Source organism: Providencia sp. PROV119 (assembly GCF_028482435.1).
In the GTDB taxonomy this organism is placed as follows: domain Bacteria; phylum Pseudomonadota; class Gammaproteobacteria; order Enterobacterales; family Enterobacteriaceae; genus Providencia; species Providencia stuartii.
Map to the genome: position 1 here is coordinate 255104 of NZ_JAMPQL010000001.1, position 23835 is coordinate 278938.

At 42.7% G+C, this 23835-nt stretch carries 18 protein-coding genes and 1 pseudogene; 11 read left to right on the forward strand and 8 right to left on the reverse strand.

Annotation, left to right across the window (positions count from 1 at the left end; translation table 11 throughout):
• Positions 1 to 10: 10 nt before the first annotated feature.
• Positions 11 to 910: a lysine exporter LysO family protein gene (locus PSF11_RS01235; RefSeq protein ID WP_004918058.1), complete on the reverse strand. Its 900-nt coding sequence runs from the start codon at positions 908 to 910 to the stop codon at positions 11 to 13.
• Between the two features lie 397 nt (positions 911 to 1307).
• Between PSF11_RS01235 and PSF11_RS01240 the strand changes: the two genes are divergently transcribed.
• From PSF11_RS01240 to PSF11_RS01270, 7 genes are all read left to right on the forward strand, one after another.
• Positions 1308 to 2972, forward strand: a complete 1665-nt coding sequence (locus PSF11_RS01240) for a DUF2813 domain-containing protein (protein ID WP_004918060.1) — start codon at positions 1308 to 1310, stop codon at positions 2970 to 2972.
• Positions 2973 to 3053: 81 nt separating this feature from the next.
• Complete coding sequence (gene macA, locus PSF11_RS01245; RefSeq protein ID WP_004918062.1) at positions 3054 to 4157, forward strand: macrolide transporter subunit MacA; 1104 nt, start codon at positions 3054 to 3056, stop codon at positions 4155 to 4157.
• A 1-nt stretch (position 4158) separates the two neighbouring features.
• Positions 4159 to 6102 (forward strand): macrolide ABC transporter ATP-binding protein/permease MacB, encoded by a 1944-nt coding sequence (gene macB, locus PSF11_RS01250; RefSeq protein WP_004918063.1) that lies wholly within the window; start codon positions 4159 to 4161, stop codon positions 6100 to 6102.
• Positions 6103 to 6386: 284 nt separating this feature from the next.
• Complete coding sequence (locus tag PSF11_RS01255; protein ID WP_014657827.1) at positions 6387 to 7733, forward strand: purine-cytosine permease family protein; 1347 nt, start codon at positions 6387 to 6389, stop codon at positions 7731 to 7733.
• An 11-nt stretch (positions 7734 to 7744) separates the two neighbouring features.
• Complete coding sequence (locus PSF11_RS01260) at positions 7745 to 8590, forward strand: nitrilase-related carbon-nitrogen hydrolase (RefSeq protein ID WP_014657828.1); 846 nt, start codon at positions 7745 to 7747, stop codon at positions 8588 to 8590.
• Entirely contained in the window at positions 8587 to 9336 is a 750-nt protein-coding gene (locus tag PSF11_RS01265) for an IclR family transcriptional regulator (protein ID WP_004918066.1), read from the forward strand. Before PSF11_RS01260 ends, PSF11_RS01265 begins: the two co-directional genes overlap by 4 nt.
• Before the next feature lie 143 nt (positions 9337 to 9479).
• Positions 9480 to 10418, forward strand: coding sequence for a DUF1177 domain-containing protein (locus tag PSF11_RS01270; RefSeq protein WP_072502942.1), 939 nt, complete (start codon positions 9480 to 9482; stop codon positions 10416 to 10418).
• A 103-nt stretch (positions 10419 to 10521) separates the two neighbouring features.
• Here the strand turns inward: PSF11_RS01270 and cspD are convergent, their stop codons facing one another.
• On the reverse strand, positions 10522 to 10773 hold the full coding sequence (cspD, locus tag PSF11_RS01275) for a cold shock domain-containing protein CspD (RefSeq protein ID WP_004918068.1): 252 nt from the start codon (positions 10771 to 10773) through the stop codon (positions 10522 to 10524).
• Between the two features lie 383 nt (positions 10774 to 11156).
• Between cspD and clpS the strand changes: the two genes are divergently transcribed.
• Both clpS and clpA read left to right on the forward strand, forming a co-directional pair.
• Complete coding sequence (gene clpS / locus PSF11_RS01280; RefSeq protein ID WP_004918070.1) at positions 11157 to 11477, forward strand: ATP-dependent Clp protease adapter ClpS; 321 nt, start codon at positions 11157 to 11159, stop codon at positions 11475 to 11477.
• Positions 11478 to 11507: 30 nt separating this feature from the next.
• Positions 11508 to 13793, forward strand: coding sequence for an ATP-dependent Clp protease ATP-binding subunit ClpA (gene clpA / locus PSF11_RS01285; RefSeq protein ID WP_004918072.1), 2286 nt, complete (start codon positions 11508 to 11510; stop codon positions 13791 to 13793).
• Positions 13794 to 13859: 66 nt separating this feature from the next.
• Here clpA and infA read toward each other — a convergent pair whose 3' ends face one another.
• From infA to trxB, 6 genes are all read right to left on the reverse strand, one after another.
• A complete protein-coding gene (infA, locus tag PSF11_RS01290) occupies positions 13860 to 14078 on the reverse strand; it encodes a translation initiation factor IF-1 (RefSeq protein ID WP_004244560.1) in 219 nt (72 codons plus the stop codon).
• Between the two features lie 140 nt (positions 14079 to 14218).
• A complete protein-coding gene (gene aat, locus PSF11_RS01295; protein ID WP_004918075.1) occupies positions 14219 to 14920 on the reverse strand; it encodes a leucyl/phenylalanyl-tRNA--protein transferase in 702 nt (233 codons plus the stop codon).
• A gap of 8 nt (positions 14921 to 14928) precedes the next feature.
• The gene (gene cydC, locus PSF11_RS01300; protein WP_060560690.1) at positions 14929 to 16671 is read right to left on the reverse strand and encodes a heme ABC transporter ATP-binding protein/permease CydC; all 1743 of its coding nucleotides are present in this window, start codon (positions 16669 to 16671) and stop codon (positions 14929 to 14931) included.
• Between the two features lie 2 nt (positions 16672 to 16673).
• Positions 16674 to 18440 carry a heme ABC transporter permease/ATP-binding protein CydD gene (cydD, locus tag PSF11_RS01305; protein ID WP_014657832.1) on the reverse strand — a complete coding sequence of 589 codons (1767 nt, stop codon included), beginning with the start codon at positions 18438 to 18440 and terminating at the stop codon, positions 16674 to 16676.
• A 354-nt stretch (positions 18441 to 18794) separates the two neighbouring features.
• A complete protein-coding gene (locus tag PSF11_RS01310; protein ID WP_072502943.1) occupies positions 18795 to 20468 on the reverse strand; it encodes a DUF7057 domain-containing protein in 1674 nt (557 codons plus the stop codon).
• A 177-nt stretch (positions 20469 to 20645) separates the two neighbouring features.
• Positions 20646 to 21608 (reverse strand): thioredoxin-disulfide reductase, encoded by a 963-nt coding sequence (gene trxB, locus PSF11_RS01315; RefSeq protein WP_004918087.1) that lies wholly within the window; start codon positions 21606 to 21608, stop codon positions 20646 to 20648.
• A gap of 543 nt (positions 21609 to 22151) precedes the next feature.
• Between trxB and lrp the strand changes: the two genes are divergently transcribed.
• Both lrp and PSF11_RS21220 read left to right on the forward strand, forming a co-directional pair.
• Positions 22152 to 22646: a leucine-responsive transcriptional regulator Lrp gene (gene lrp, locus PSF11_RS01320; protein WP_004918089.1), complete on the forward strand. Its 495-nt coding sequence runs from the start codon at positions 22152 to 22154 to the stop codon at positions 22644 to 22646.
• A gap of 565 nt (positions 22647 to 23211) precedes the next feature.
• Positions 23212 to 23613: pseudogene (locus PSF11_RS21220) on the forward strand (DNA translocase FtsK 4TM domain-containing protein); the annotation flags it as partial.
• Positions 23614 to 23835: the final 222 nt, after the last annotated feature.

Here is a 23835-nt window from a genome sequence, read left to right on the forward strand (position 1 = left end):
TGAAATATAGCTAAGTGAAAAATGCCATTAAGATCGGGGTAACGAGGCTGAGCACGAAACCATGCACAATAGCGGCCGGTACGATAGAGACGCCACCACTTCGCTGGAGGACTGGGAGGGTAAAATCCATTGATGTTGAGCCGCAAATACCTAATGCGGTTGAGCGGTAGCGGTTAATAATTAAAGGGATCAACATAATCGCAGCGAGTTCACGAGCGAGGTCATTAAAGAAAGCGGCGCTCCCCATGACAGGGCCATAGGCATCGGTTAATACAATCCCTGTTAATGAGTACCAGCCAAACCCAGAGGCCAATGCTAGCCCCATTTTTACGGGTAAACCTAATAATAATGCGGCAATTGCGCCACCAGCTAGCGCGCTGATTGCCATCACAAAGGCGATTGTGGTTCCTCGGCGGTTAACTAAGATTTGTTTAATACTCATGCCACTATTGCGAAGTTGCAGGCCGACAAGAAGCAGTAACATCATTAACGCAATTTGGCTGCCTTTATCGGCATAGTGCAGGAAATCAAATCCAGTTAAGCCAACTAAGAAACCAATCAATAGCACACCACACAGTTGCAATGATTCAAATACCATTTTTAAACGTGATGGCGGCTTTTCTTGTTTATGCTTAGGGATTTTCCAAGGATCTAACTTATCTAATAGCAGTAGTGAGATAAGGTTAAGTGAAAATATACAACCAAAGAATGTGAGTGCGTAGATTAAAATTGAAAATAGGTGAACACTTAAGTTTTCAAGTAAAGCGAGTGTAATCCCCATTAAAAAGAGAATGATATAAACCATTGAATTTAACGCTCGATGTATAATATCTAAAATCTTTTTATTTTTTATAGGGATAAGATAACCTAGCGTTAACGGTAGTAAAATAATGAGTAGTCCTGAATACATTTTGCATCCTTATAATTATCCCATTAACAAGGGGTTATATATTAATTATTATATTTGATATTAATTTCATTTATTTGCTGTTTTATCAGTCTGGCAGATGGTTCTAAGATAGCGTCTTTTTCTCCAGTTATGGATAAAAAATAGGATAAAAAGACTAAAAAATAAAGTTTAACTATTTTATAACACTATAAATGGAGGCTCAACTTAGTCAGCTCTATTGTTATCTGCCGTTGATACGTCGTCAAGTGGCTTTACGGACGAGCCAGCCGCGTCTGTTGCCGAAATACAACTTTAGTTATTGAGTGTAAAAATATATTTAATTTTCGAGCTGTCTTATAGTCATACCAGCAGTTAAGAGGTAAGCTCTAAAAATAGATTAATAGCAAGGAGAGGGTGTATGTATCTGGAACGAGTGGAAATCTACGGTTTTAGAGGGATTAACCGGCTCTCATTAGCTTTAAATAACAATACGGTGTTAATTGGTGAAAACTCATGGGGAAAGTCGAGCCTTTTGGATGCACTGACGATTTTACTTTCGCCTGAACAAGAAAATTACCAATTTAATAAGCATGATTTTCATCATCCAACAGGGGATGATGCCTCTCGATTTCGCTCATTGCAGATAGTGTTGAAATTTTGTGAAAACCGCCCAGGCCGACATCGCTCATTTCGCTTTCGTAATCTTACCTCCGTTTGGGTCGATAACGGTGATGATCTTAAGCATATCTTTTACCGCGTTAGTGCTGAACTAAAAGAAGACGGCAGCATTAGCGTTGACCGTAGTTTCCTCAATGCAGGGGGAAATAAGTTGTCATTGGATAATGTCGGTAAATATATCAAAGAAATTATTCGCTTATATCCAGTGATCCGTTTGCGTGATGCCCGTTTTTTGCGCACATTAAATACTGAGACGATTGTTGCGGGTGAAAAAGAGGTACGCGATATTTTTAACTCGCGAATGGAAGAGCTGACTCGTGCATTAATCAATAATCCGCAACGCTTGAGCGACGAGGAGTTGGTTGAAGGGGTGGATGCGATGCAGCAACTGCTCAGTCATTATTTTGCGGGGCAAAGTAACCATCTGTTTCAAGAGCATAAAGCAGCAATTAAGTTTGAACCACGCAAAAGAGGCTGGCATGCTTTAGATAATATTAGCCGTATTATTGCAAAACCAAATCAGCGTAATATCCGTTTAATTATCTTAGGCATGTTTTCTTCTTTATTGCAGTCAAAAGGCAATATCCAACTCGATAAATATGCACGCCCTTTGGTTATTGTAGAAGACCCCGAAACACGCCTGCATCCAATTATGTTGTCGATTGCTTGGGGTCTACTCAATCTCTTTTCTTTACAACGCTTGACCACAACGAACTCCGGGGAGCTTCTGTCGCAAGTACCGATTGAAAATCTTTGCCGCTTGGTGCGCGATTCCGGCAAAGTTTCGGCTTATCGCTTAGGTGAGAATGAGCTATCTGCGGAGGAAATTCGGAAAATCTCCTTTCACATCCGCTTTAACCGGCCATCAGCGATGTTTGCGCGTTGTTGGTTATTGGTTGAAGGCGAGACTGAAATTTGGTTAATGAATGAGTTAGCGCGGCAGTGTAACTATTACTTTGAAACAGAAGGCATCAAAGTGATTGAGTTTGCACAAAGCGGTCTTAAGCCTTTGTTAAAGTTTGCCAGCAAAATGGGTATAGAATGGCATACACTTGTTGATGGCGATGAGGCTGGTAAGAAGTATGCCGCCACCGCGCTGAGTTACGCTGAAAAAATGCATGACACGGAACGAGACCGATTAACTCGATTGCCGGCACCGGATATGGAGCATTTTTTATATCGCGAAGGATTTAAACATCTTTATCATGAGATATCAGGGATACCGGATAACGCGAAAGTTTCGACTCGACGTGTGATTATTAAAGCAATTTCCAAAACATCCAAACCTGATCTTGCTATCGCTATTGTCAATCGAGCAGCAGAATTAGGGCCAGATTCTATCCCATCACAACTCAAAAATATGTTTTCTCGGGTAGCGTGGTTAGCAAGAGGTAAAGCTTACTAAATTATTCACGAATGCTCGGCTAAATAGGTAAATTTTATGAGGGGGCGTAGCCCTCTCTTTATTGGTATAGGTATAGATTGAATGAGAGCAAATTCACGTAAGAAGTGGCTGGTTTCTTTACTGGTTATTTTAATTGCGATTGGTATCGCATTCTTTTTTTTCACGGAAGATAAAAAAGAGGCTTTTCAAACAGTCGCAGTGGCCCGAGGTGATCTCAATAAACAAGTTCAAGCAACAGGTAAACTGGATGCTGTGCGCAAAGTTGATGTCGGTGCACAGGTCAGTGGGCAGCTACAAACTCTGTATGTTCAAGAGGGAGATAAAGTCAAAAAAGGTGATTTGCTAGCGGTCATTGATCCACAAAAAGCACAAAACGACGTGACAGAATCTCAAGAAACGATCCATGAGCTGGAATCACATTTGGCGTTAGCGAAAGCAGAGTTACGCTTAGCTGAAGTGACTTATCAACGCCAATTGAGTTTATCTAAGCTCCAAGCCGTCTCAAAACAAGATTTAGATAAAGCGCAAACGGATGTCGCTGTGAAAAAGGCGCAGGTGGCAACATATCAGGCGCAAATTAAGCGCAACCAAGCGACCTTAGATACGGCAAAAACAAACTTGAAATATACACAAATTACCGCGCCAATGGATGGTATTGTCACGTTTATCAAAACATTACAAGGTCAAACAGTGATAGCGGCTCAGGAAGCGCCAACCATTTTGACATTAGCTGATTTGAATACAATGTTAGTTAAAGCTGAAGTGTCAGAGGCGGATGTTATTCATCTTAAACCGGGTCAGGCAGCGTCATTTACTGTATTGGGCGCGCCAGATAAACGCTTCTCAGGGGTATTGAAAGATATTTTACCGACTCCTGAAAAAATCAACGATGCTATTTTTTATTATGCACGTTTTGAAGTGCCCAACCCCCAGCATTTACTGAAATTACAAATGACGGCACAGGTCAAAATTGATCTTGAATCGCATAAAAATGTATTACTTTTACCGCTCTCTGCTTTAGGGGATGAAGTTTCCCCGCAAATTTATGAGGTAGAAGTGTTGCAGGGAGAACAGGCTGAAAAACGGCAAATAAAAATCGGTAGCCGTAATGATGTATATGTTGAAGTCACTGATGGACTAAAAGAAGGCGAACAGGTGATCACCGGCCGTAACGCGGAGAGTTAATATGTCAGCCTTATTAGAACTTAGAGGGATCACGCGACGTTATCCTGCTGGTGAAACAGAAATTACGGTATTGAAAAATATTTCATTAACTGTTGATGCTGGGGAAATGGTGGCCATTATTGGTGCATCTGGCTCGGGGAAATCAACTTTAATGAATATCATCGGCTGTTTGGATAAACCTAGCTCAGGGGAATACTTTGTTGCTCAGCAAAATATTTCTCAGCTTGATAACGATCAGCTAGCTGAGTTACGCCGTGAACACTTTGGCTTTATTTTCCAGCGCTACCATCTACTTAGCCATTTAACGGCTGAGCAAAATGTTGAAGTTCCCGCCATTTACGCGGGGGCAGGTAAGACTCAACGCCGTAAAAAAGCCATTGAATTATTAGCGAAACTCGGGCTTGGTGAACGAACAGAATACCGACCAAGTCAGTTATCGGGAGGGCAACAACAGCGGGTAAGTATCGCGCGTGCCTTGATGAATGGTGGTCAAGTTATCCTTGCTGATGAGCCAACTGGTGCCCTTGATAGCCACTCTGGTGAAGAGGTAATGAAAATCCTCAAAGAATTATGTGCGCAGGGGCACACCGTTATTATTGTTACCCATGACCCCAAAGTCGCTCAGCAGGCTGAACGCATTATTGAAATTAAAGATGGCGAAATTATTAGTGACTCAGGCTCTGCTAAAGCTCCAAACGTACCTTCATTGGAGAAAACATCACCTAGGAAAATGTCGTTAGGGCAAATCTATGGACGGTTTAGCGAAGCACTGTTAATGGCTTGGCGCGCCATGGTGGTTAATAAAATGCGCACACTACTCACCATGTTAGGCATTATCATTGGTATTGCGTCAGTCGTCTCTATTATGGTGATCGGTGATGCCGCTCAAAGCATGGTTCTCAATGATATAAAATCAATCGGCACGAATACCATTTCGGTTTACCCTGGGGAGGATTTTGGTAGTGATGATGCAGAGAATCGGCAATCTTTAAAGCCGTCCGATGTTGACGCCATTGCCAAGCAACCTTATGTGCAAGCCGTATCGGGGGAGTTATCTAAATCAACTCGATTGCGTAAGGGGAATTTAGATGCTTCAGCCCAGTTATTAGGGGTTGGGCGTGATTATTTTCAGGTCTACGCTGAAAAGTTTTCCGAAGGGATGAACTTTACTGCAGATATGGTAGAGCGTAGGGCGCAAGTGGTTGTGATTGATGCGAACACAAAACGTCGCTTTTTTCCTAACCAAAAGCAAGTGGTAGGGGAAACCATCTTGATTGGGAATATGCCAGCTACCGTGATCGGTGTTCTCGCGGAGCAAAAATCAATTTTTGGTTCAAGTAATTCGCTGTCAGTGTGGCTGCCGGATACGACGGTAAATAGCAAAATCTTAAATCGACCTTACTTGGATAGTATTGTCGTAAGGGTTAAAGAGGGGGTTGATGCCAAAACAGCGGAGCAACAGATCACCCGCTTATTGACATTGCGACACGGTAAGAAGGACGTTTTTACTTACAATATTGATACACTTGTGAAAACAGCGGAAAAAACCACTCGTACCATGCAACTGTTTCTAACCTTGGTCGCTGTTATTTCGCTGGTGGTTGGTGGTATAGGCGTGATGAACATCATGTTAGTTTCCGTTACTGAGAGAACCCGAGAAATTGGTATCCGTATGGCGGTTGGTGCGCGCACAAGTGATGTGATGCAGCAATTTTTGATTGAAGCGGTACTGGTCTGCTTGATTGGTGGGTTAATGGGGATTGGGCTTTCCTATGGCATTAGTGTCATGGCACAAATGGCGTTGCCCGGCTGGACTTTCGTTTTTCAACCTATGGCGCTGATCAGTGCATTTATCTGTTCGACAGCAATTGGTATCATTTTTGGATTCTTACCCGCGCGAAGTGCAGCAAGATTAAACCCTATTGATGCATTAGCAAGAGAGTAGTAAGAGATCTATCTGTATTTTTTCAAGTACCTCTGTAATGGTCAGAGGTACTTCAACATCCTTATTTTTATATCAATTTATCTCCCCAGCCTTTAGTTTTCCCGTTATAGTTATATCTACATACACAAAAAGCTATGTAAAAAGTTAAATTCTACTTGCGATTTGGTATCGAACATGGATATCATTTGTCTCGTAGAATAAATGAAACCTAGTTCCATAAAATGGAACAAATAAAATAAAGCCAATAAACTTAATAGCAAAGATCCACACAGCAGGAATACTAAATGGCGAATAAAACAGGTGAAGATTATTCTCTGGCTCGGGTGCCCTTCAGTGCTCGCAGGCCATTCTACGAAGTTCTTATAATCCGAATTGGCTCACTAGCCTGTGTATCTCAGGTGATGTTAGGTGCAGCATTGGGTTATGGACTGACGTTTTGGCAAGCGTTTTGGGCCACAATGTTAGGTTCAGTGATTTTACAAGTTGTTAGCTGGGCTTTAGGTGCAGCTGCGTGCCGTGAAGGAATGTCAATCAGTCTACTATCAAGGTGGTCTGGATTTGGTAAGTTAGGCTCTGCTTTAATTGGTGGCGCAATTGCGATTTCACTGATGGGCTGGTTTGGCGTACAAAATGGCTTCTTTGCGGATGGAATGTATAAAGCGACGAATGTGCTAACACCAGGGACTTGGTCGCTTATTACAGGTATCGCGGTGACGATTATTACGGTATATGGGTATCGCTTTTTATCTATTACCGCCAATATATCAACGCCGCTATTTTTACTCGCATTAGCTTGGGCAACCTATAGCTTGCTTTCTGGGCAAGATATCGGAGCGCTTATTAATCGCACTGAACCTGCGGGGGCTTTTATGACTCTACCAGCAGCCATTACGATGGTTGCTGGTGGGTTTATTATTTCAGCTATCACAACGCCCGATATTAGTCGTTTCATGAAAAGCCCGAAAGAGGTTTTTTGGATGACCCTTATCGGGACTTTTTTTGGTGAGCTGTTAGTCAATATGATTTCAGTGTTGATGGCACTTGCCCTGCGTACCAATGAAGTCTTTGACCTAATGTTGACGTTAACTGGGTTGGTTGGAGCATCGATCGTTATCTTCTCCACTATCAAAATGAATGATATTAACCTCTACTCTTCATCACTAGGTTTATCGACTTTATTGAATGCCATCTTCAAAAAACGGTTTGACCGTCGTTATCTAACGTGGGTTATCGGTATTTTGGGTACGATCGCCTCGATGCTCGGCATTTTAGATAATTTTGTGGGTTTTCTGATTTATTTAGGTATAGCAATCCCACCTGTGGCGGGGATCATGGTGGTTGATTATTATTTATTAAAGCGTGATCGGCGTGAGTTAGATACAACCAGAGCAGCGGGTGAACTTCCAACTCTGTGTGAGGCAGTTAATCCCATTACGTTGGTTGTTTGGGCTATTGCTGTTGTTGTCGGTTGGCTAAGCTCGGCATTAGGCCCTTGGGATACTGATTTTGGTGTGCCAGCGCTTAACTCTTTGCTAGTTAGCGGAGTCCTTTATTGGATGATGATGCTGCTGCAAGCTCGAATAAAAGGTGTCGATACGCTGCAATTTCGTAAAGTTAACCATTTAGATTAAGGATGAGAGCAATGGATCATAGCAGCGTTAAAGTTGCTCTTGCGCAATTTAACTCTTTACTTGGTCAAAAGCAGCATAATTTAGAGCGGATGGCCGCATTCTGCCATCAAGCTGCGGAGCAAGGTGCCAAATTAATCTGTTTTCCTGAACTGGCTACAACAGGCTATCGAGGCGATTTGCTTGCGACCCAACTATGGGATCTCAGCGATGATGAAGGCAGCGAAACTTATCGCTTGTTTAGCGCACTAGCGACGCAATTGGATCTCACTATTGTTAGTGGCTTTGCTGAGCGAGGAAGCTACTTAGGCGAGGTTTATAACGCTGTTGGGGTGTGGAATCCAGGTTGTGAAGGTGTCAGCGGGGTCTACCGTAAGGTCCACGCATTTGGCATTGAAAAACAATGGTTTAGCAGTGGTAATAGCTATCCGGTATTTGATACTCCATTCGGTAAGATTGGTGTGATGATCTGTTACGACATGGGGTTTCCTGAGGTGGCTCGTATCTTAACCTTAAATGGCGCTGAATTGCTGCTCGTGCCTTCTGCATGGCGTATTCAAGATAAGGACATGTGGGATATCAATACCGCGTGCCGCGCTTTGGAGAATGGTAGCCACTTATTAGCAGTTAACCGTTGGGGGAATGAGGAAGATCTTCATTTATTTGGCGGTAGTAAGATTGTAGGGCCTCGTGGGCAAGTGTTAAGTGAAGCCAGTTGTGATGGTGAAACGTTGCTCATTGGTGAGGTTGATTTTCGAGTTCAGGCTCATACGCGTTTGAACATTCCTTATTTAAGAGATAGAAAACCACAAAGCTATGAGGCGTTGGTGCAGAATTCTCAGGTTACAGGTGAGTTATGAGTATTCTCTCAAGTGTTGTCGATGTATATCGGTTGTTTCTTCGCTCCGGCGATGAACTGACGGTGACAACGTTAGTGAATGAATTGGGAATGCCAAAAAGCTCAGCATCACGTTTATTAAAACAGATGGCAGAGCATGGTTTGCTCGAAAAGAAAAATGATGCGCCCATTTATCGTCCGGGGCTGATCATTATGGAGTTAGCGCATCGCGCTCGGGGTATGAACCCGTTGATTGATATGGCGCTTGAATCACTCGATGAACTGACCAAAGAAACGGGGTTCACCACTTATGTCTCTTTAAGAGACAAAGATAAGGTAAGAGTCGTGCATGCACGTATTGGTAATAGCATGCTTCAAGTGATCACTCAGCCGGGAACAAAATTGCCTATAGCGGGAACTTCTACAGGTAAAGCGTTATTAGCTCGTTACTCTTTGAGTGAACGTGAAGTGATCATTTGCCAAGAGCCGCAAGAAAAGCAAGACAAGCTACGCCAAGAGTTAAATCAAATTGAGGAACGAGGCTGGGCATTTTCAATTAATGAATCCGTTCCGGGGGTCGCCTCTGTCTCAAGTACAGTGTATGACCCTGCGCAAGGTACACTCTATGCCTTATGTTTGAGTTTACCTGCATCGCAAATTACCTCTGAATTATTGGCGCAATTAGCGACAAAAATATGTCATAAGGCATCCTACCTTGGCAGTATGGTAGGTGACCCTTATTGGTTAAAACGTAGTAGTGAATCATAAAATAAAAATATTATATTTATTGTGCGTGTATGCGCCTTCACCAGGAAATAGGCTAATTTTTGACGGTTATACACCAACCATTAAAGGAGAGTGGTGAGATCGAGAGAAATAAGCTGAAAAGTAGTACATAACAAGGGAAATATATGAGTTTAAAGCAGACCCTGTGTGCTTACGAGTTAATCGATAGCGCCGTTGTTAATGGGGATGATATTGTCGCTTTGTTTAAAAACTTTACTACCATTGAAGCATCATCAAAAACAGTGCGAGATGGAAAAGGGCAAAGTGATTTTGTGCGTATCGTGATCCCAGGTACTCATGGTAAACGCCAAGGTAACCATGCCCCAACATTGGGGATTATTGGGCGTTTAGGGGGTATCGGAGCGCGCCCATCTCGTATTGGGCTGGTTTCTGATGCTGATGGCGCTATTGCTGCCATTGCGACGGCATTAAAACTTGCCGAGATGAGAGAAAAGGGTGATGTCCTCATGGGGGATGTGATCATTACGACGCATATTTGCCCAACAGCGCCAACACGTCCTCATAGCCCCGTTGATTTTATGGACTCACCACTCAACGATGAGACGATGAATGAAAATGAGGCTATCCCAGAAGCGGATGCTATTTTATCTGTGGACACGACAAAGGGAAATAGGCTGATCAACCATAAAGGTTATGCCTTGTCACCAACGGTAAAAGATGGCTATATCTTGCCTGTTTCTGAGGACTTACTTCATTTGATGGAGTGGAGCAGTGGGCAGAATGCGGTGACGTTCCCGCTCGCGGTACAAGATATCACGCCTTACGGCAACGGATTACATCACATCAATAGTATTATGCAGCCAGCAATCTCAACAACAGCCCCTGTTGTTGGTGTGGCTATTTGTACGCAGACAATTGTGCCGGGTTGTTCAACAGGCGCTAGTCATGAAGTGGATATTGCCGCATCGGTGAAGTTTATGATTGAAGTTGCGAAGGCATTTGGTAGCGGTAATTGCCAATTCTATGATGAAGAGCAATTCGCACTGCTTAAATCACTTTATGGTGATGTCTCTTTTTTACAAACCCACGGCCGTCCCCATTGATATCAAAAGATTGATATTAAAAAATAGACACAGTTAACGACCAATCATGCAAACCAGTTATTGCTAAATGAAAAGTAATTAACTGTGCTCTATTACACGGGGGTTATTCTTGAGGCGTTGCCTCTGCACTTGTATGATTCAACGTACTGCTTTCAATCGGAATGATGAGGTTGGCATGGTTCCCTTTTGGGCCAGTATTAATACTAAAATTGACTTTCTGACCAGCTTTTAATGTCCTGTAACCTTCCATTTGTATACAAGAATAATGAGCGAAAATATCTTCGCCCCCATTTTCTGGGCAGATGAAACCAAAGCCTTTGGCGTTGTTGAACCATTTAACTGTACCTGTCTCCATACATCGTCCTTCGTATTTACAAGTTGTGTTTGACATAAATGCATAACCACTATGCATCGACTAAGTATAATTACACATATTGACTGTCTGCAAATCATACTGTAGTGAATTGCCTTCGGACGTCAAGCGATCAATTTGCTGATTTTTGGCGAAGTGATAAAAATTTGATATGGCTAACGCTCTCCAGTTTATTAATTTTGAAGCAGATCACAAAATTTAGGCCATATGAGTTGCGTTAGGTTGCGTGTTACACTGTTATTAAGCGGAAACAGCAATTGATAAAACAAATGATTTTATTTATGTTTTATTGTTATCTTGATTAATAGAAATCATTGATAATAAAGGCTATGCTTAATAAATCTTAACTCCGAGCACGACAAGTAATGAGCGATTTTCTTGGTACATTTAAAACAGATGTTGTTTTTAAAGATGAAGTGGAGCAAGTTTTACAGCCCCCTTCGATGTATAAGGTTATATTAAATAACGATGATTACACTCCAATGGATTTTGTTGTTGAAGTGTTGCAAAAATACTTTTCTTTTGATGAAGAACGCGCTACACAGATAATGTTAGATGTCCATTTTCAGGGGAAAGGGGTTTGCGGTATCTTTACGGCAGAGGTTGCGGAAACAAAAGCGGCACAAGTTAACAGCTATGCGCGCGAACATGAGTACCCTTTGTTGTGCACAATAGAAAAAGTGTGAACTCGCTAATATCAATTTTGGGAGGTGCTTATGCTCAATCAAGAACTGGAGCTGAGTCTAAACGTCGCATTTGCAAAAGCGAAAGATAATCGACATGAATTTATGACAGTGGAGCACCTGTTGCTGGCATTATTGAGTAATGCGTCAGCACGTGAAGCATTGGATGCCTGTAAAGTTGACCTTGTTGTTCTGCGACAAGAGCTTGAGCACTTTATTGCGCAAACGACGCCACTGTTGCCTGAAAATGATAATCGCGATACTCAGCCAACATTAAGTTTTCAACGCGTTCTGCAACGTGCGGTCTTCCATGTTCAGTCATCGGGTCGTAATGAAGTGAGTGGCGCGAATGTACTGGTCGCGATATTCAGCGAGCAGGAGTCACAGGCAGCTTATTTATTGCGTAAACATGATGTAAGCCGTTTAGATGTTGTCAATTTTATCTCCCACGGCACGATTAAAGGGGAAGCTTCGGCATCATCCGAGCAAGATACGCCAAACAGCAACGTCAATCATGAAGAACAGCCTGTTTCTGATGATCATATGGATAATTTCACAACCAATCTGAATCAACTGGCTAAACAAGGCAAAATTGACCCGCTGGTAGGGCGTCAGGCAGAGCTAGAGAGAACGATCCAAGTTCTTTGCCGCCGTCGCAAAAACAACCCATTGCTGGTGGGAGAATCTGGCGTTGGTAAAACAGCGATAGCGGAAGGGCTAGCATGGCGCATTGAGCAAGGGGATGTTCCCGAGGTCATGAACGGCTGCACTATCTATTCATTAGATATTGGTTCTTTATTAGCAGGCACTAAATACCGAGGTGATTTCGAAAAACGGTTTAAATCACTGCTAAAAATGCTGGAAAAAGACAGTAAAAGCATTCTATTTATCGATGAAATTCACACGATTATTGGGGCTGGTGCAGCGTCTGGTGGTCAAGTTGATGCGGCAAATTTAATTAAGCCATTGTTATCAGGTGGCCGTATCCGTGTTATTGGTTCAACGACTTATCAAGAGTTTAGTAATATTTTCGAAAAAGATAGGGCGTTGGCACGCCGCTTCCAGAAAATTGATATTGTAGAGCCAACAACCGAAGAAACGGTACGTATCATTAATGGATTAAAACCGAAATACGAATCACACCATGATGTTCGTTATACGGCAAAAGCCATTCAAGCCGCGGTTGATTTGTCGGTTAAATACATCACGGATAGGCATCTGCCAGACAAAGCGATTGATGTTATCGATGAAGCAGGCGCTCGGACACGTTTGGTTGCGCCTAGCAAACGTCGGAAAACCATTGGTGTGCCTGAGATTGAATCTGTGGTTGCGCGTATCGCACGTATCCCAGAAAAAACCGTCTCTTCGAGCGATAAAGAGCGCTTAAAAACGTTAGATTCGCGCCTGAAAATGCTAGTGTTTGGGCAAGATGATGCGATCACCGCATTAACAGAAGCTATTAAAATGAGTCGAGCGGGGTTAGGCCAAGATCATAAACCGGTAGGCTCCTTCTTATTTGCAGGCCCTACTGGGGTAGGTAAAACGGAAGTCACAGTCCAACTCGCTAAGGCATTGGATATAAAATTATTGCGCTTTGATATGTCTGAATATATGGAACGGCATACCGTGAGCCGCTTAATTGGTGCACCTCCTGGGTATGTAGGGTTTGATCAAGGCGGGCTTTTGACGGATGCGGTGATTAAACATCCACATTCTGTTGTGCTGCTTGATGAAATTGAAAAGGCGCATCCCGATGTGTTTAATATCCTTCTACAAGTTATGGATCACGGCACACTGACAGACAATAATGGGCGCAAAGCCGATTTCCGTAATGTGATTGTTGTCATGACAACCAATGCAGGGGTTCAAGAAACACAGCGCCGCTCAATTGGCTTTGCAGAGCAAGACAACAGTACGGATGCGATGTCTGAAATTAAGAAAGTCTTCTCGCCTGAGTTCCGTAACCGTCTTGATGGCATTATTTGGTTTAATTCATTATCCATGGATATCATCATACAGGTGGTGGATAAATTCATTGTCGAGCTACAAGCGCAACTTGATGAGAAAGGTGTTTCGATTGAAGTTAGCCAAGAGGCTCGCCGCTGGTTGTGTGAAAAAGGCTATGATAAGGCGATGGGAGCCCGACCTATGGCACGTGTGATCCAGGATAACCTGAAAAAACCATTAGCAAATGAGCTACTGTTTGGTTCGTTAACTAATGGCGGCTCAGTACGTATCGGGCTTGATAATAAAAGTAACACACTGACATATAGCTTCAGTAGCGTGCACAAGGCCTCTCCGGAGGATGCGGTATTCTGACAACAAATAGACCACAGGTGTCTTGTGCACCTGTGGCTGTATCAGGCCTTGCCTGAAGAGATAGAATCAGCGGCTACGGAAAATGATACGGCCTTTGCTCAGGTCGTACGGAGTTAACTCTACAGTTACCTTGTCGCCTGTCAGGATGCGGATATAGTTTTTACGCATTTTTCCAGAAATATGGGCAGTCACAACGTGACCATTTTCCAGTTCAACACGAAACATTGTGTTTGGCAGGGTATCCAGTACTGTGCCCTGCATTTCAATATTGTCTTCTTTGGCCATCTAATCCTCTAAGTCTAATAACCATGATTTTTAACGGGCAAGATAATGCCCAAAAACCCTCACTAAGTAAAGAAATGTTGCATTTTAAAGCGATTTTTCTTGAACAGTATGGGCATAAAATAACGTAAAGCCAAAATTCGCTATTCGAATAATGGCGGTATTTCAATCGATTGCGGTAACCAGCAGGCGGGATCAATCGCTTTGTTACGCCACCGATAAAGAATATGTAAAAAATCCCGACGGGATATTTCTTTTGCGCCTAATGAGGCGGTATGGTGGTTAAGTACCTGACAATCAAAAAGCTGCCCATTATAGCGCAAAAAATGAAAATAAAATGTAATAAAAGCAAATTTGGAGGCATCATTCATCCGACTGAACATAGATTCCCCACAAAATAGGTGCCCCATGTTCACGCCATACAGGCCGCCAACCAGTTCTTCACCATACCACGCCTCAATAGAATGAGCGATCCCCTGCTCATGAAGTGCCTGATACCCCTCACGCACCTCAGGTAAAATCCATGTTCCTTCGTCACGTATCGCACAAGCTGCGATGACATCTTTGAAGGCATGGTTGACAGTGACGCGATACTTTTGCTTTCTCAATAACTTTTTCATCGAACGGCTAATGTGCAATTCGCCAACCATTAAAACCGCTCTAGGATCGGGTGACCACCATAATGGCATTTCGCCCGGGTTAAACCAAGGGAAAATGCCATCATAGTAGGCAGCCTTCAGCCGATCTGGCGCTAAATCGCCACCAATAGCTAACAGGCCATTAGGTTCCCGCATCGCTTCATGGACGGGCGGGAACAGATAGGAGTCATCATCGAGCTGGTACATGATGTGCCTCACAGGGCCTGCTGTTGTAAATGGCGCTGGCGAAACTGAAAATAGCGGCCTTTTAAATCTAAAAGCGCCTGATGTGAGCCTTGCTCAACAATTTCACCGTTATCCATCACGCAAATAGTATCCATTTGCTCGATACCTTGCATGCGATGGGTGATCACAATTAGTGCCTTATCGGCACATTTCTCTTTTAACAGGGCAAGGATCTGCTGCTCTGTTTGTGCATCAAGCCCTTCGGTTGGCTCATCCATTAAAATTAATGGCGTATTATGTAATAGCGCTCGAGCGATCCCTAAGCGGCGCTGCTCTCCACCCGATAATTGTCGACCACCTTCACCCATCCAAGCGTTAAGTTTTTGCTCATTTTCCAACAAATTACCAAGACCAACTTGGTCTAACACCTCAATGAGCTGTTTGTCGGTTGCCTTATCGTTAGCGAGCAGTAGATTATTACGCAAGGTATCACTAAAAATGTGTACCCGTTGTGGAACGACTGACATGAGCGAACGCAGTGCTTGTTCACTATAGTCACTAATATTTTGACCATTAATTTTGATCATACCACTATCAACATCCCATGCTCGAGTGAGTAATTGCAAAAGTGTTGATTTCCCACAACCTGTTTTACCTAATAAGGCGATGTGTTGCCCCGGTAGCAGTGAAAGCGAAACCTGTTTTAAAACTGCGAAAGGTTGCTCGGGGTAAGTAAATGAAATATTGTCGACAACAAGGCTTTCCAGTTGGGGAAGGGATAAACCGTTGTCAGGGAATGTTACCTCTGGTTTGGCATCAATTAGCTGAGAAACACGTTCAGCAGAAGCAATCACTTGCCCCATATGCTGAAAGGCAACGGCGACAGGGCCTAAGGCTTCAAAAGCGGCCAGTGCACAGAAGACAAATAAAGCAATGAGTGCTCCTGGGTTAGTATTCCCCCCCACATGATCTGCCGCCATCCACAACAACAAAGTAGCAGTAAAACCAGAGGCAAATAGAATAATGGCTTGAGATACCCCTGTTAGATTGGCTTGCTGTTGTTGGCGTCCTTGCCATTGGCTTTCAATATTTGCCAATGTTTGGCGAAAACGGGGAAGCGCTCCAAACAAAGTCAGTTCCGCTTGCCCTTGTAAAGCGGATGTCAGGACAGTGCGGTAATGGGCACGTAAGTAAGTCAGCTCTTGTCCGATGGGCTTACCTGCACGATAAAAGACAAACGGTAAGGTAAATAATAAAAACAGCATAATACAACCGAGTGTCCACGCTAGGCGAGGGTCAAGGAAGCTCAACCCAAAAATCAGGACAAAGATCACGACAAAAGCAGCAAAAATCGGCGATAAAACACGTAAATATAGGTGATCGAGGGTTTCGACATCCGCCACAAGGCGGTTAAGAATTTCCCCTTGGCGGAAGCGGCTGATCCCCCCCGGTGAGAGCGGTAATATTTTACTAAAGGCGAACACACGTAAATGGGCCAAAACTCGGAATGTGGCATCATGGCTAACCAGTCGTTCGGCGTAGCGACCTGCGGTCCGGAAAATAGCGGCACCACGGACACCAGCAGCAGGCAGCATATAATTAAAATAATAAAGCCCCGGAAAACCTGCAATTGCCGCCCCAGCGAGGAACCACCCTGATAGAGTAAGTAGCCCAATACTGGCAAGTAAAGTCACGATGGCTAAGATCATGCCGAGCAGGATCAAAAACCAGTGTCGGCGATAGAGAGCCAAAAAAGGTAATAGAACTCGCATTATCAAAGCTCCTCACTACGGTGAGCCAACAAGCGGGCAAATGGCCCTTCCGATTGGCTCAATTGTGCATAATGACCACGCTGAATGATTTGACCATTTGCCATCACCCAAATTTGGTCGTAATTAACCGTTTCTTCGAGTAAGTGGGTGACCATAATTGTCGTTTGCTGTTGAGCTAGTTGATTAAGAGTATGCATGACCCGTTTTTCACTGTGCGCATCAAGGCTAGCAGCTGGTTCATCCAGTAATAAAATACGCGATGGCTTTAAGAGTGTACGCGCGACAGCAACACGTTGAGCTTGCCCAACGGATAGCCTGGCAGCATAGTCGCCAAGGCGTGTATTTAAGCCATCAGGTAGCATAGGGAGAAACTCGGAAACATAGGCATCATCAATGGCTTGTTGTATTTCAGCCTCTGAAGCAGTCGGTTTACCTAAGCAGATATTCTCGATAAGTGTTTGTTCTGGTAAATGAGGGTTTTGACCCACCCAGCCAATTAATGCACGCCATTTATCTGGGCAAAGCTCTTTTAGCTCATCCCCATTAATTTTAATCGAGCCTTTATAGGGAAGAAAACCTAACAAAAGATTGAGTAAAGAGCTTTTCCCAGCACCACTTTGCCCGACAACAGCGATACGCTGTTGTGGCTCGATAGTAAAATCGAGAGGACCGACAAGACGTTGACCGTCGTGGGAATAGATTTCTAACTTATTTGCTTCAATTTGAATGGGTTTATCTTGCGGTGTCTTATCCCCAGTTTCTGTTTTTTGTTCGCCATCGCTTTCTAACAATGTCACCAAACTTTCTGCTGCGCCTACCGCTTGAGCTTTGGCATGATAATAGGTGCCTAAATCACGTAGAGGTTGGAAAAACTCAGGCGATAAAATTAATGCCAGAAAACCGGCAAACATGGTGACTGGTAACCCATAGCTTCCAAAATTTAATTCGCCAAGATAGGAAAAACCGAAATAGACGGCTACGATAGCGATTGAAATTGAGGCGAAAAACTCAAGCACACCAGAGGAGAGGAAAGCCATTCTAAGGACTTCCATGGTTCTTGAACGAAAGTCTTCGGTAGATTCACGAATTTGTTGCACTTCTGCTTTTTCACGGAAAAACAGTCGTAATGTATCTAAGCCGCGTAACCGGTCGAGAAAACTACCGCTGAGGCGACCTAAAGCAACAAAGTTACGTCGGTTAGCATCTGCGGCACCGAGTCCCACTAAGGCCATAAAAATGGGGATCAATGGGGCGGTTGCAAACAAGATTAAGGCGGCGGCCCAGTTAAATGGGAAGATGGCAATCAAGATCATAATAGGGATGATGCCAGCAAGATACATTTGTGGTAGATAGCGCGAATAGTACTCTTGCATATCTTCTATCTGCTCTAGAACGATAGTCGCCCAGCTACCGGCTGGTTTACCTTTTACCCATACAGGGCCTAGCGCTTGTAGCTTATTTAAGACCATGTTGCGTACTTCTTGGCGTACAACTTGACCACAACGAAAGCCCACTCGCTCTCTAATAACCGTTAGGAGTGCGCGTAGCACAAATACGGCAAGGAGTAGGATAAAAGGGGTCAGAAGTTGCTCTCGTGGAGTGTGTTCCATAATCAGAGCTTGCAATATTACCGCCAAGAACCACGCTTGTGCGATAATCAGCAGACCACTAACAACGCCTAATAGCATAGATATACGCAGCCAACGTTTTGCGGATGTACTATGCTGTTTCAACCAACGTACCAATTCAGTCTGTCTTGTTTTATCCATAATGATCAGTGTGCAGGTATAGTTTTATATTGAGAGTGTGCCGCTAGCTAAAATAAGCCAATGGATTAAAGCTTAACGGAGTTTTTACCTATCATAGCAGCTTATTCGCGATATGTTGCATAATAAAAGTGTGTTATTAAAATAGCACAGATGATTGTTATCAATATGTTTTATAAAGGTAAATGATAATTGTCATCCATGCAAAACTAAAATCAATAAGGTAGTTAAACCTGTTAGAGCGATGTCGGTGAGTTTACAAGATGTATGGCATTTAGCATACAAGGGATAAGCTGTAGGTTCATAACAACGAATGGCTTTACATAAATGAGTAAAGCCATTTATCACGCATAAATATTATTGCTCTGGTACCACTTGTAGCCATTCTTTAGGCACTAATTTAAATTGACCATTTAATAATTTATCCCATGCGTTATCTCGCTGTGCCACCGAATCATAATGACTGATTTGGTGATCAATCAATTTCCAATCAGTAATTTGATATTGCCAAATAGTACAGGCTAAAGAATCACTCTTAGGGGAAGCACGGCATATGATAACCTCGTTTTGTCCATCTTGATTGATATCTGCCATAAAACCTAGGCAATGAGGTGGATGATAATTATTGGTGCAGCTCGATTCGCGTGTTTGGGACCACCAACTTTCCGGCAATTCGGCACTATTTTTTGCGATAATTATGGCCTCTTTGGGGGATTTACTCATTTTTTCATTACCAATATCGATATCTGTATAGAGTAGAGCGGTGTAATTGGGATTTAATTTGAGCTTTTCGATAGCTTGTTGGCCTTTGGGCCCGAGTTCTTTTAAGGCAAAAGCGAGCCGAGGGTTAACGTCAATTTTACCATTTTCGATACTGGCTAATATGCTGTTTGCGGTAATACGGTTAAAATCAGCAATCGGACTATTAATCATAAGGATGGCAGCCATTAGCCCTACAATCCCTACTTTGTTTATGGTACCTAAAGATTTTGCCCAAAGCGTTCTTCGGCGAATAATAGCAAAGCTGTAGGCGAAAATAATGACGGTGAAAAAGAGTGCGATGCTAAAGGCATAGAGGCGAGAGACACTCCAACTGTATTGGTTGACACGCACTAAAATGCCGTAAAGTGAAAAAAGTGAGAAAAAATTCAATAAAATGATACTAGACAGCGTTAAGGTGTTTAGCCATGTAAAACGTTGGTATTGGTGGTGTCCATTCCCATAGGTCAAATTAATTAAAATGATATTTAAAGCCAAGAACCACAGTATTGCGCTAGCCCCCACCTCTAATATCGATAGTTTCATCACAAATGAAAATAAAAAACCACCGACAAATATGGCAGCAATAAGATGGAGTATTATCAGGAAAAAGCGGGCGATATAATGGATAAATTGGCTAAAGCGAAACTCAAATATTGAGCGTAAAAAAACCAGCCCAATATTAAATCCTAAAGTGAAACCTGAATATAAAGTAAAATTGTTATCAATAAGCTGGCTAAGAGTAGAGAGATTGACAATCGTAAATAAAAAACTGGCGAGATAAAGTAAAATAACCAGAAGCCCACCAATGACGGTGGCAATAATCATTAATAGCGTATTTTTAATATAAAAATCGAGTAAGTGGCTATAATCAATATGCCATCTACCCACTAACTGACGTGTCTGCAACCAAGGTAGCAAAAAGAAAAAAAGAACAATTAAGGTAGCAAAGGCAGTAAATTGAGGTTGACTGTAACTTAATTCTAAGTTCTTTGCATCCCATAGCGTGATCCAGACTGTTAATACAGCAATGATCAAGATATTAGTATAGAAAATAGCTGATTTGGCATTCGTAATTAAGTAACTGACAGCAGAAGGTACAAAAATTGCGACCATAAAAGGAAGATAGGTATATGGGGCGCTTAAATTATATATGAACGAGAATGAAGAGTCCGTTGACAATACAATCAAGGTCGATTGGATAATAGCAAGTAGAGCGACAAAAAGGTAGGCATAGCGGCTGATAGCTTCTCGTTGTATTTGTTGACCCATAATATTTCCTAGCGCGAATTGTCAAAAATAATGTATCAATAATTTGATTATTGTAGATTGATGGAGGAAACTCCCCTATGAACTTACTCTGAAAAAAAAGGAACTTATCCTATAAAGAGGGGGCAAAAAAGGCACCTATTTGAGGTGCCTAAAATGATCAGGATGGATGTGGTTATACTATTTTTTATCCGCTAAACCATCTAAGTAGCGTTCTGCGTCTAGGGCAGCCATACAGCCTGTACCTGCTGATGTAATTGCTTGACGATAAATATGATCCATTACATCACCTGCGGCAAAGACTCCTGGGATAGAGGTTTGCGTTGCATTACCATGTGTACCGGATTGCACTTTGATATAGCCATTTTCTAAATCTAGCTGGCCATCAAAGATAGCGGTATTTGGGCTGTGACCAATCGCGATAAATGCCCCCATCACCTCTAATTCTTCAGTTTCATCGGTTTTGGTATTACGCAAACGGACGCCTGTCACGCCCATATCGTCACCGAGTACTTCATCAAGTGTACGGTCGGTATGCAGCGTAATATTGCCGTTCTTCACTTTATCCATTAGGCGATCAACTAGGATTTTTTCTGCGCGGAAGCTATCACGACGGTGAACCAAATGGACTTCTGAGGCAATGTTGGATAGATAAAGGGCTTCTTCAACCGCAGTATTACCTCCGCCGACAACAACCACTTTTTGATTACGATAGAAGAAGCCGTCACAAGTTGCACAAGCAGAAACGCCACGGCCTTTAAAGGCTTCTTCAGAAGGTAAGCCGATATAACGCGCCGATGCACCTGTCGCAATAATCAGGGCATCACAGGTATATTCGTTTTCATCGCCAAAAAGACGGAAAGGGCGCTGCTTAAGATCAACCTTATTAATATGATCTGAGATAATTTCTGTTTGGAATTTGGTCGCGTGTTCATACATGCGATCCATCAAACCTGGACCAGTCAAGCCTTCAGGGTCACCCGGCCAGTTCTCAACCTCAGTCGTAGTGGTTAACTGACCGCCTTTTTCCACGCCAGTAATCAGAGCTGGACTTAAGTTTGCGCGTGCAGCATAAACTGCCGCTGTGTATCCTGCTGGGCCAGAACCCAAAATGATTAGCTTGCGATGTATGGCTGTGCTCATGAATACCTCATTTTCAGTATAAAAATAGCGATAATGGGATTGTAGGAGAATTGGCAAGCTAAAAAAAGTGATTTAAATACTAAGTAAATTATAGCTGAGCTATTTTTGCGATAGATAATAGTGATTAAAGTGAAAATTTAGTATGGCAAGTATGCTTATGTCACGTGGTAGGATTTTTAGGAATATTCCTGAATCCGGACAGCGAAACGTTTAAATAGAAAAAAAATCGAAATCTTGTACTGATTTTTATTCATTTGCTTTGACAATCGGCTGTGCATTTGCGAAAACATCTATGTAAGAGTTAATTATCTAGTAGACCAATGCAAATGGTGTGTTTTTGTTCTTGCCGGAAAGTTAACTTTACAGCACTTATAACTTAACAAACAGGTGATCATTGTGAACAGGGGTTCTGTTCACGTCGATTTCAGCATTGCGCATAAAATTTGCTCCTGAACACGAATACCTAAATAAATAAAGTATGAGCGAGGATGGTGCTGTTTTATAGGTGTGGAAAATAACAATTAGAGAAAGAGAGATAAAGAGATGATTGATAATAAAAAGCGTCCAGGAAAAGACCTTGACCGTATTGATAGGAATATACTTAACGAACTACAGAAAGATGGGCGTATCTCAAACGTAGAACTGTCTAAGCGTGTTGGTTTGTCACCAACGCCATGTTTGGAGCGTGTGCGTCGTCTGGAAAGACAAGGGTTTATTTCTGGCTATACAGCACTTTTGAATCCTCACTACTTAGATGCTTCACTCTTGGTGTTCGTTGAAATTACACTAAACCGTGGTGCACCAGATGTGTTTGAGCAATTCAACACAGCGGTTCAAAAGCTTGAAGAGATCCAAGAATGTCACTTAGTTTCTGGTGATTTCGATTATCTGTTGAAAACGCGTGTGCCAGATATGTCCGCTTACCGTAAACTGCTTGGTGAGACTCTTCTACGTCTACCGGGTGTGAACGATACTCGTACGTACGTCGTTATGGAAGAAGTGAAGCAAAGTAACCGCTTGGTTATTAAAACACGCTAATAGGCTTGTATAGTCTCATTTCTGCACAACATCATTTATGGTTGTCGCACTGCAGTTTCAACGCTGAGTTTACTCAGCGTTGTTCCGTTTTAGAGGCCAATATTTTATCTCTCTTAGCGCTTTTTTGACTCTGTTTCCGATTAAAGGCACAGCGTCGATATGATTTTTTCTGAAAATAGGCTAAATAGCTGTAACTCTTCGTTTTAATCTATTGATATTAAAGCCATAAATAATTAAGATTTTTAACGTAAAATAGAAATTGAATCCTCAACTGTAAGATGAAATACTGCATCTTGCTGTGTCTACAGTCGTTTAGTTTGCCTGAGAGGCAACAAGTCACGCACAAGAAGGTGATTGGTGTTAGAATGGCTTTCAATATGTGCTTATCATCATTGCGAATTCAAGTGAGTTCGTTTCGGCATGGGTGACATCATCAGTCAGTAAAGAAACAGTAATGAGCCAAGAATATACAGAAGACAAACACGTTCGATTAAAAAAACTCAGTAGTGGAAGACGGCTACTCGAAGTCATTTTGCTTGCCATTTGTTTAAGTGCCATTTTCTTAATGGTGGCATTAATGAGTTTCAATCCTTCAGATCCAAGCTGGTCGCAAACCACATGGAATGCACCGGTTAAAAATTTGGGGGGAAGTGTTGGCTCTTGGAGTGCGGATATTCTCTTTTCGGCTTTTGGGATTTTAGCATTTGCAATTCCACCTCTACTGCTACTCGGTTGTTGGGCGATTTACCATTATGAAAGCCAACGTCGTTATATTGACTTCTTTTCGTTGTCATTGCGCTTAATTGGTGGGTTAGCGCTGATCCTCTCATCATGCGGTCTTGCTGCGCTTAACTTTGACGACTTACCGAATTTCGCGTCCGGTGGGGTGATTGGCAGTGTGTTTAGTAATGCGATCATGCCATGGTTTAATTCTTTAGGTGCAACACTGGCATTGCTCTTTTTATGGGCAATTAGCTTTACACTGTTTACGGGCTGGTCATGGTTGACGATTGCCGAAAAAATTGGTGCGGCGGTATTAATTCCTATCACATTAATGACTAATCGTGCGCGCGGCGATGATTATGATGCGTATGATGTTGAAGAAACAGAAGATGCGTTACAGCGGGCGCAGGAGGCAGAGCGCCAAGCGATTGATAATGTAGACAGTGACGATGTTTTGTTCTCCGCT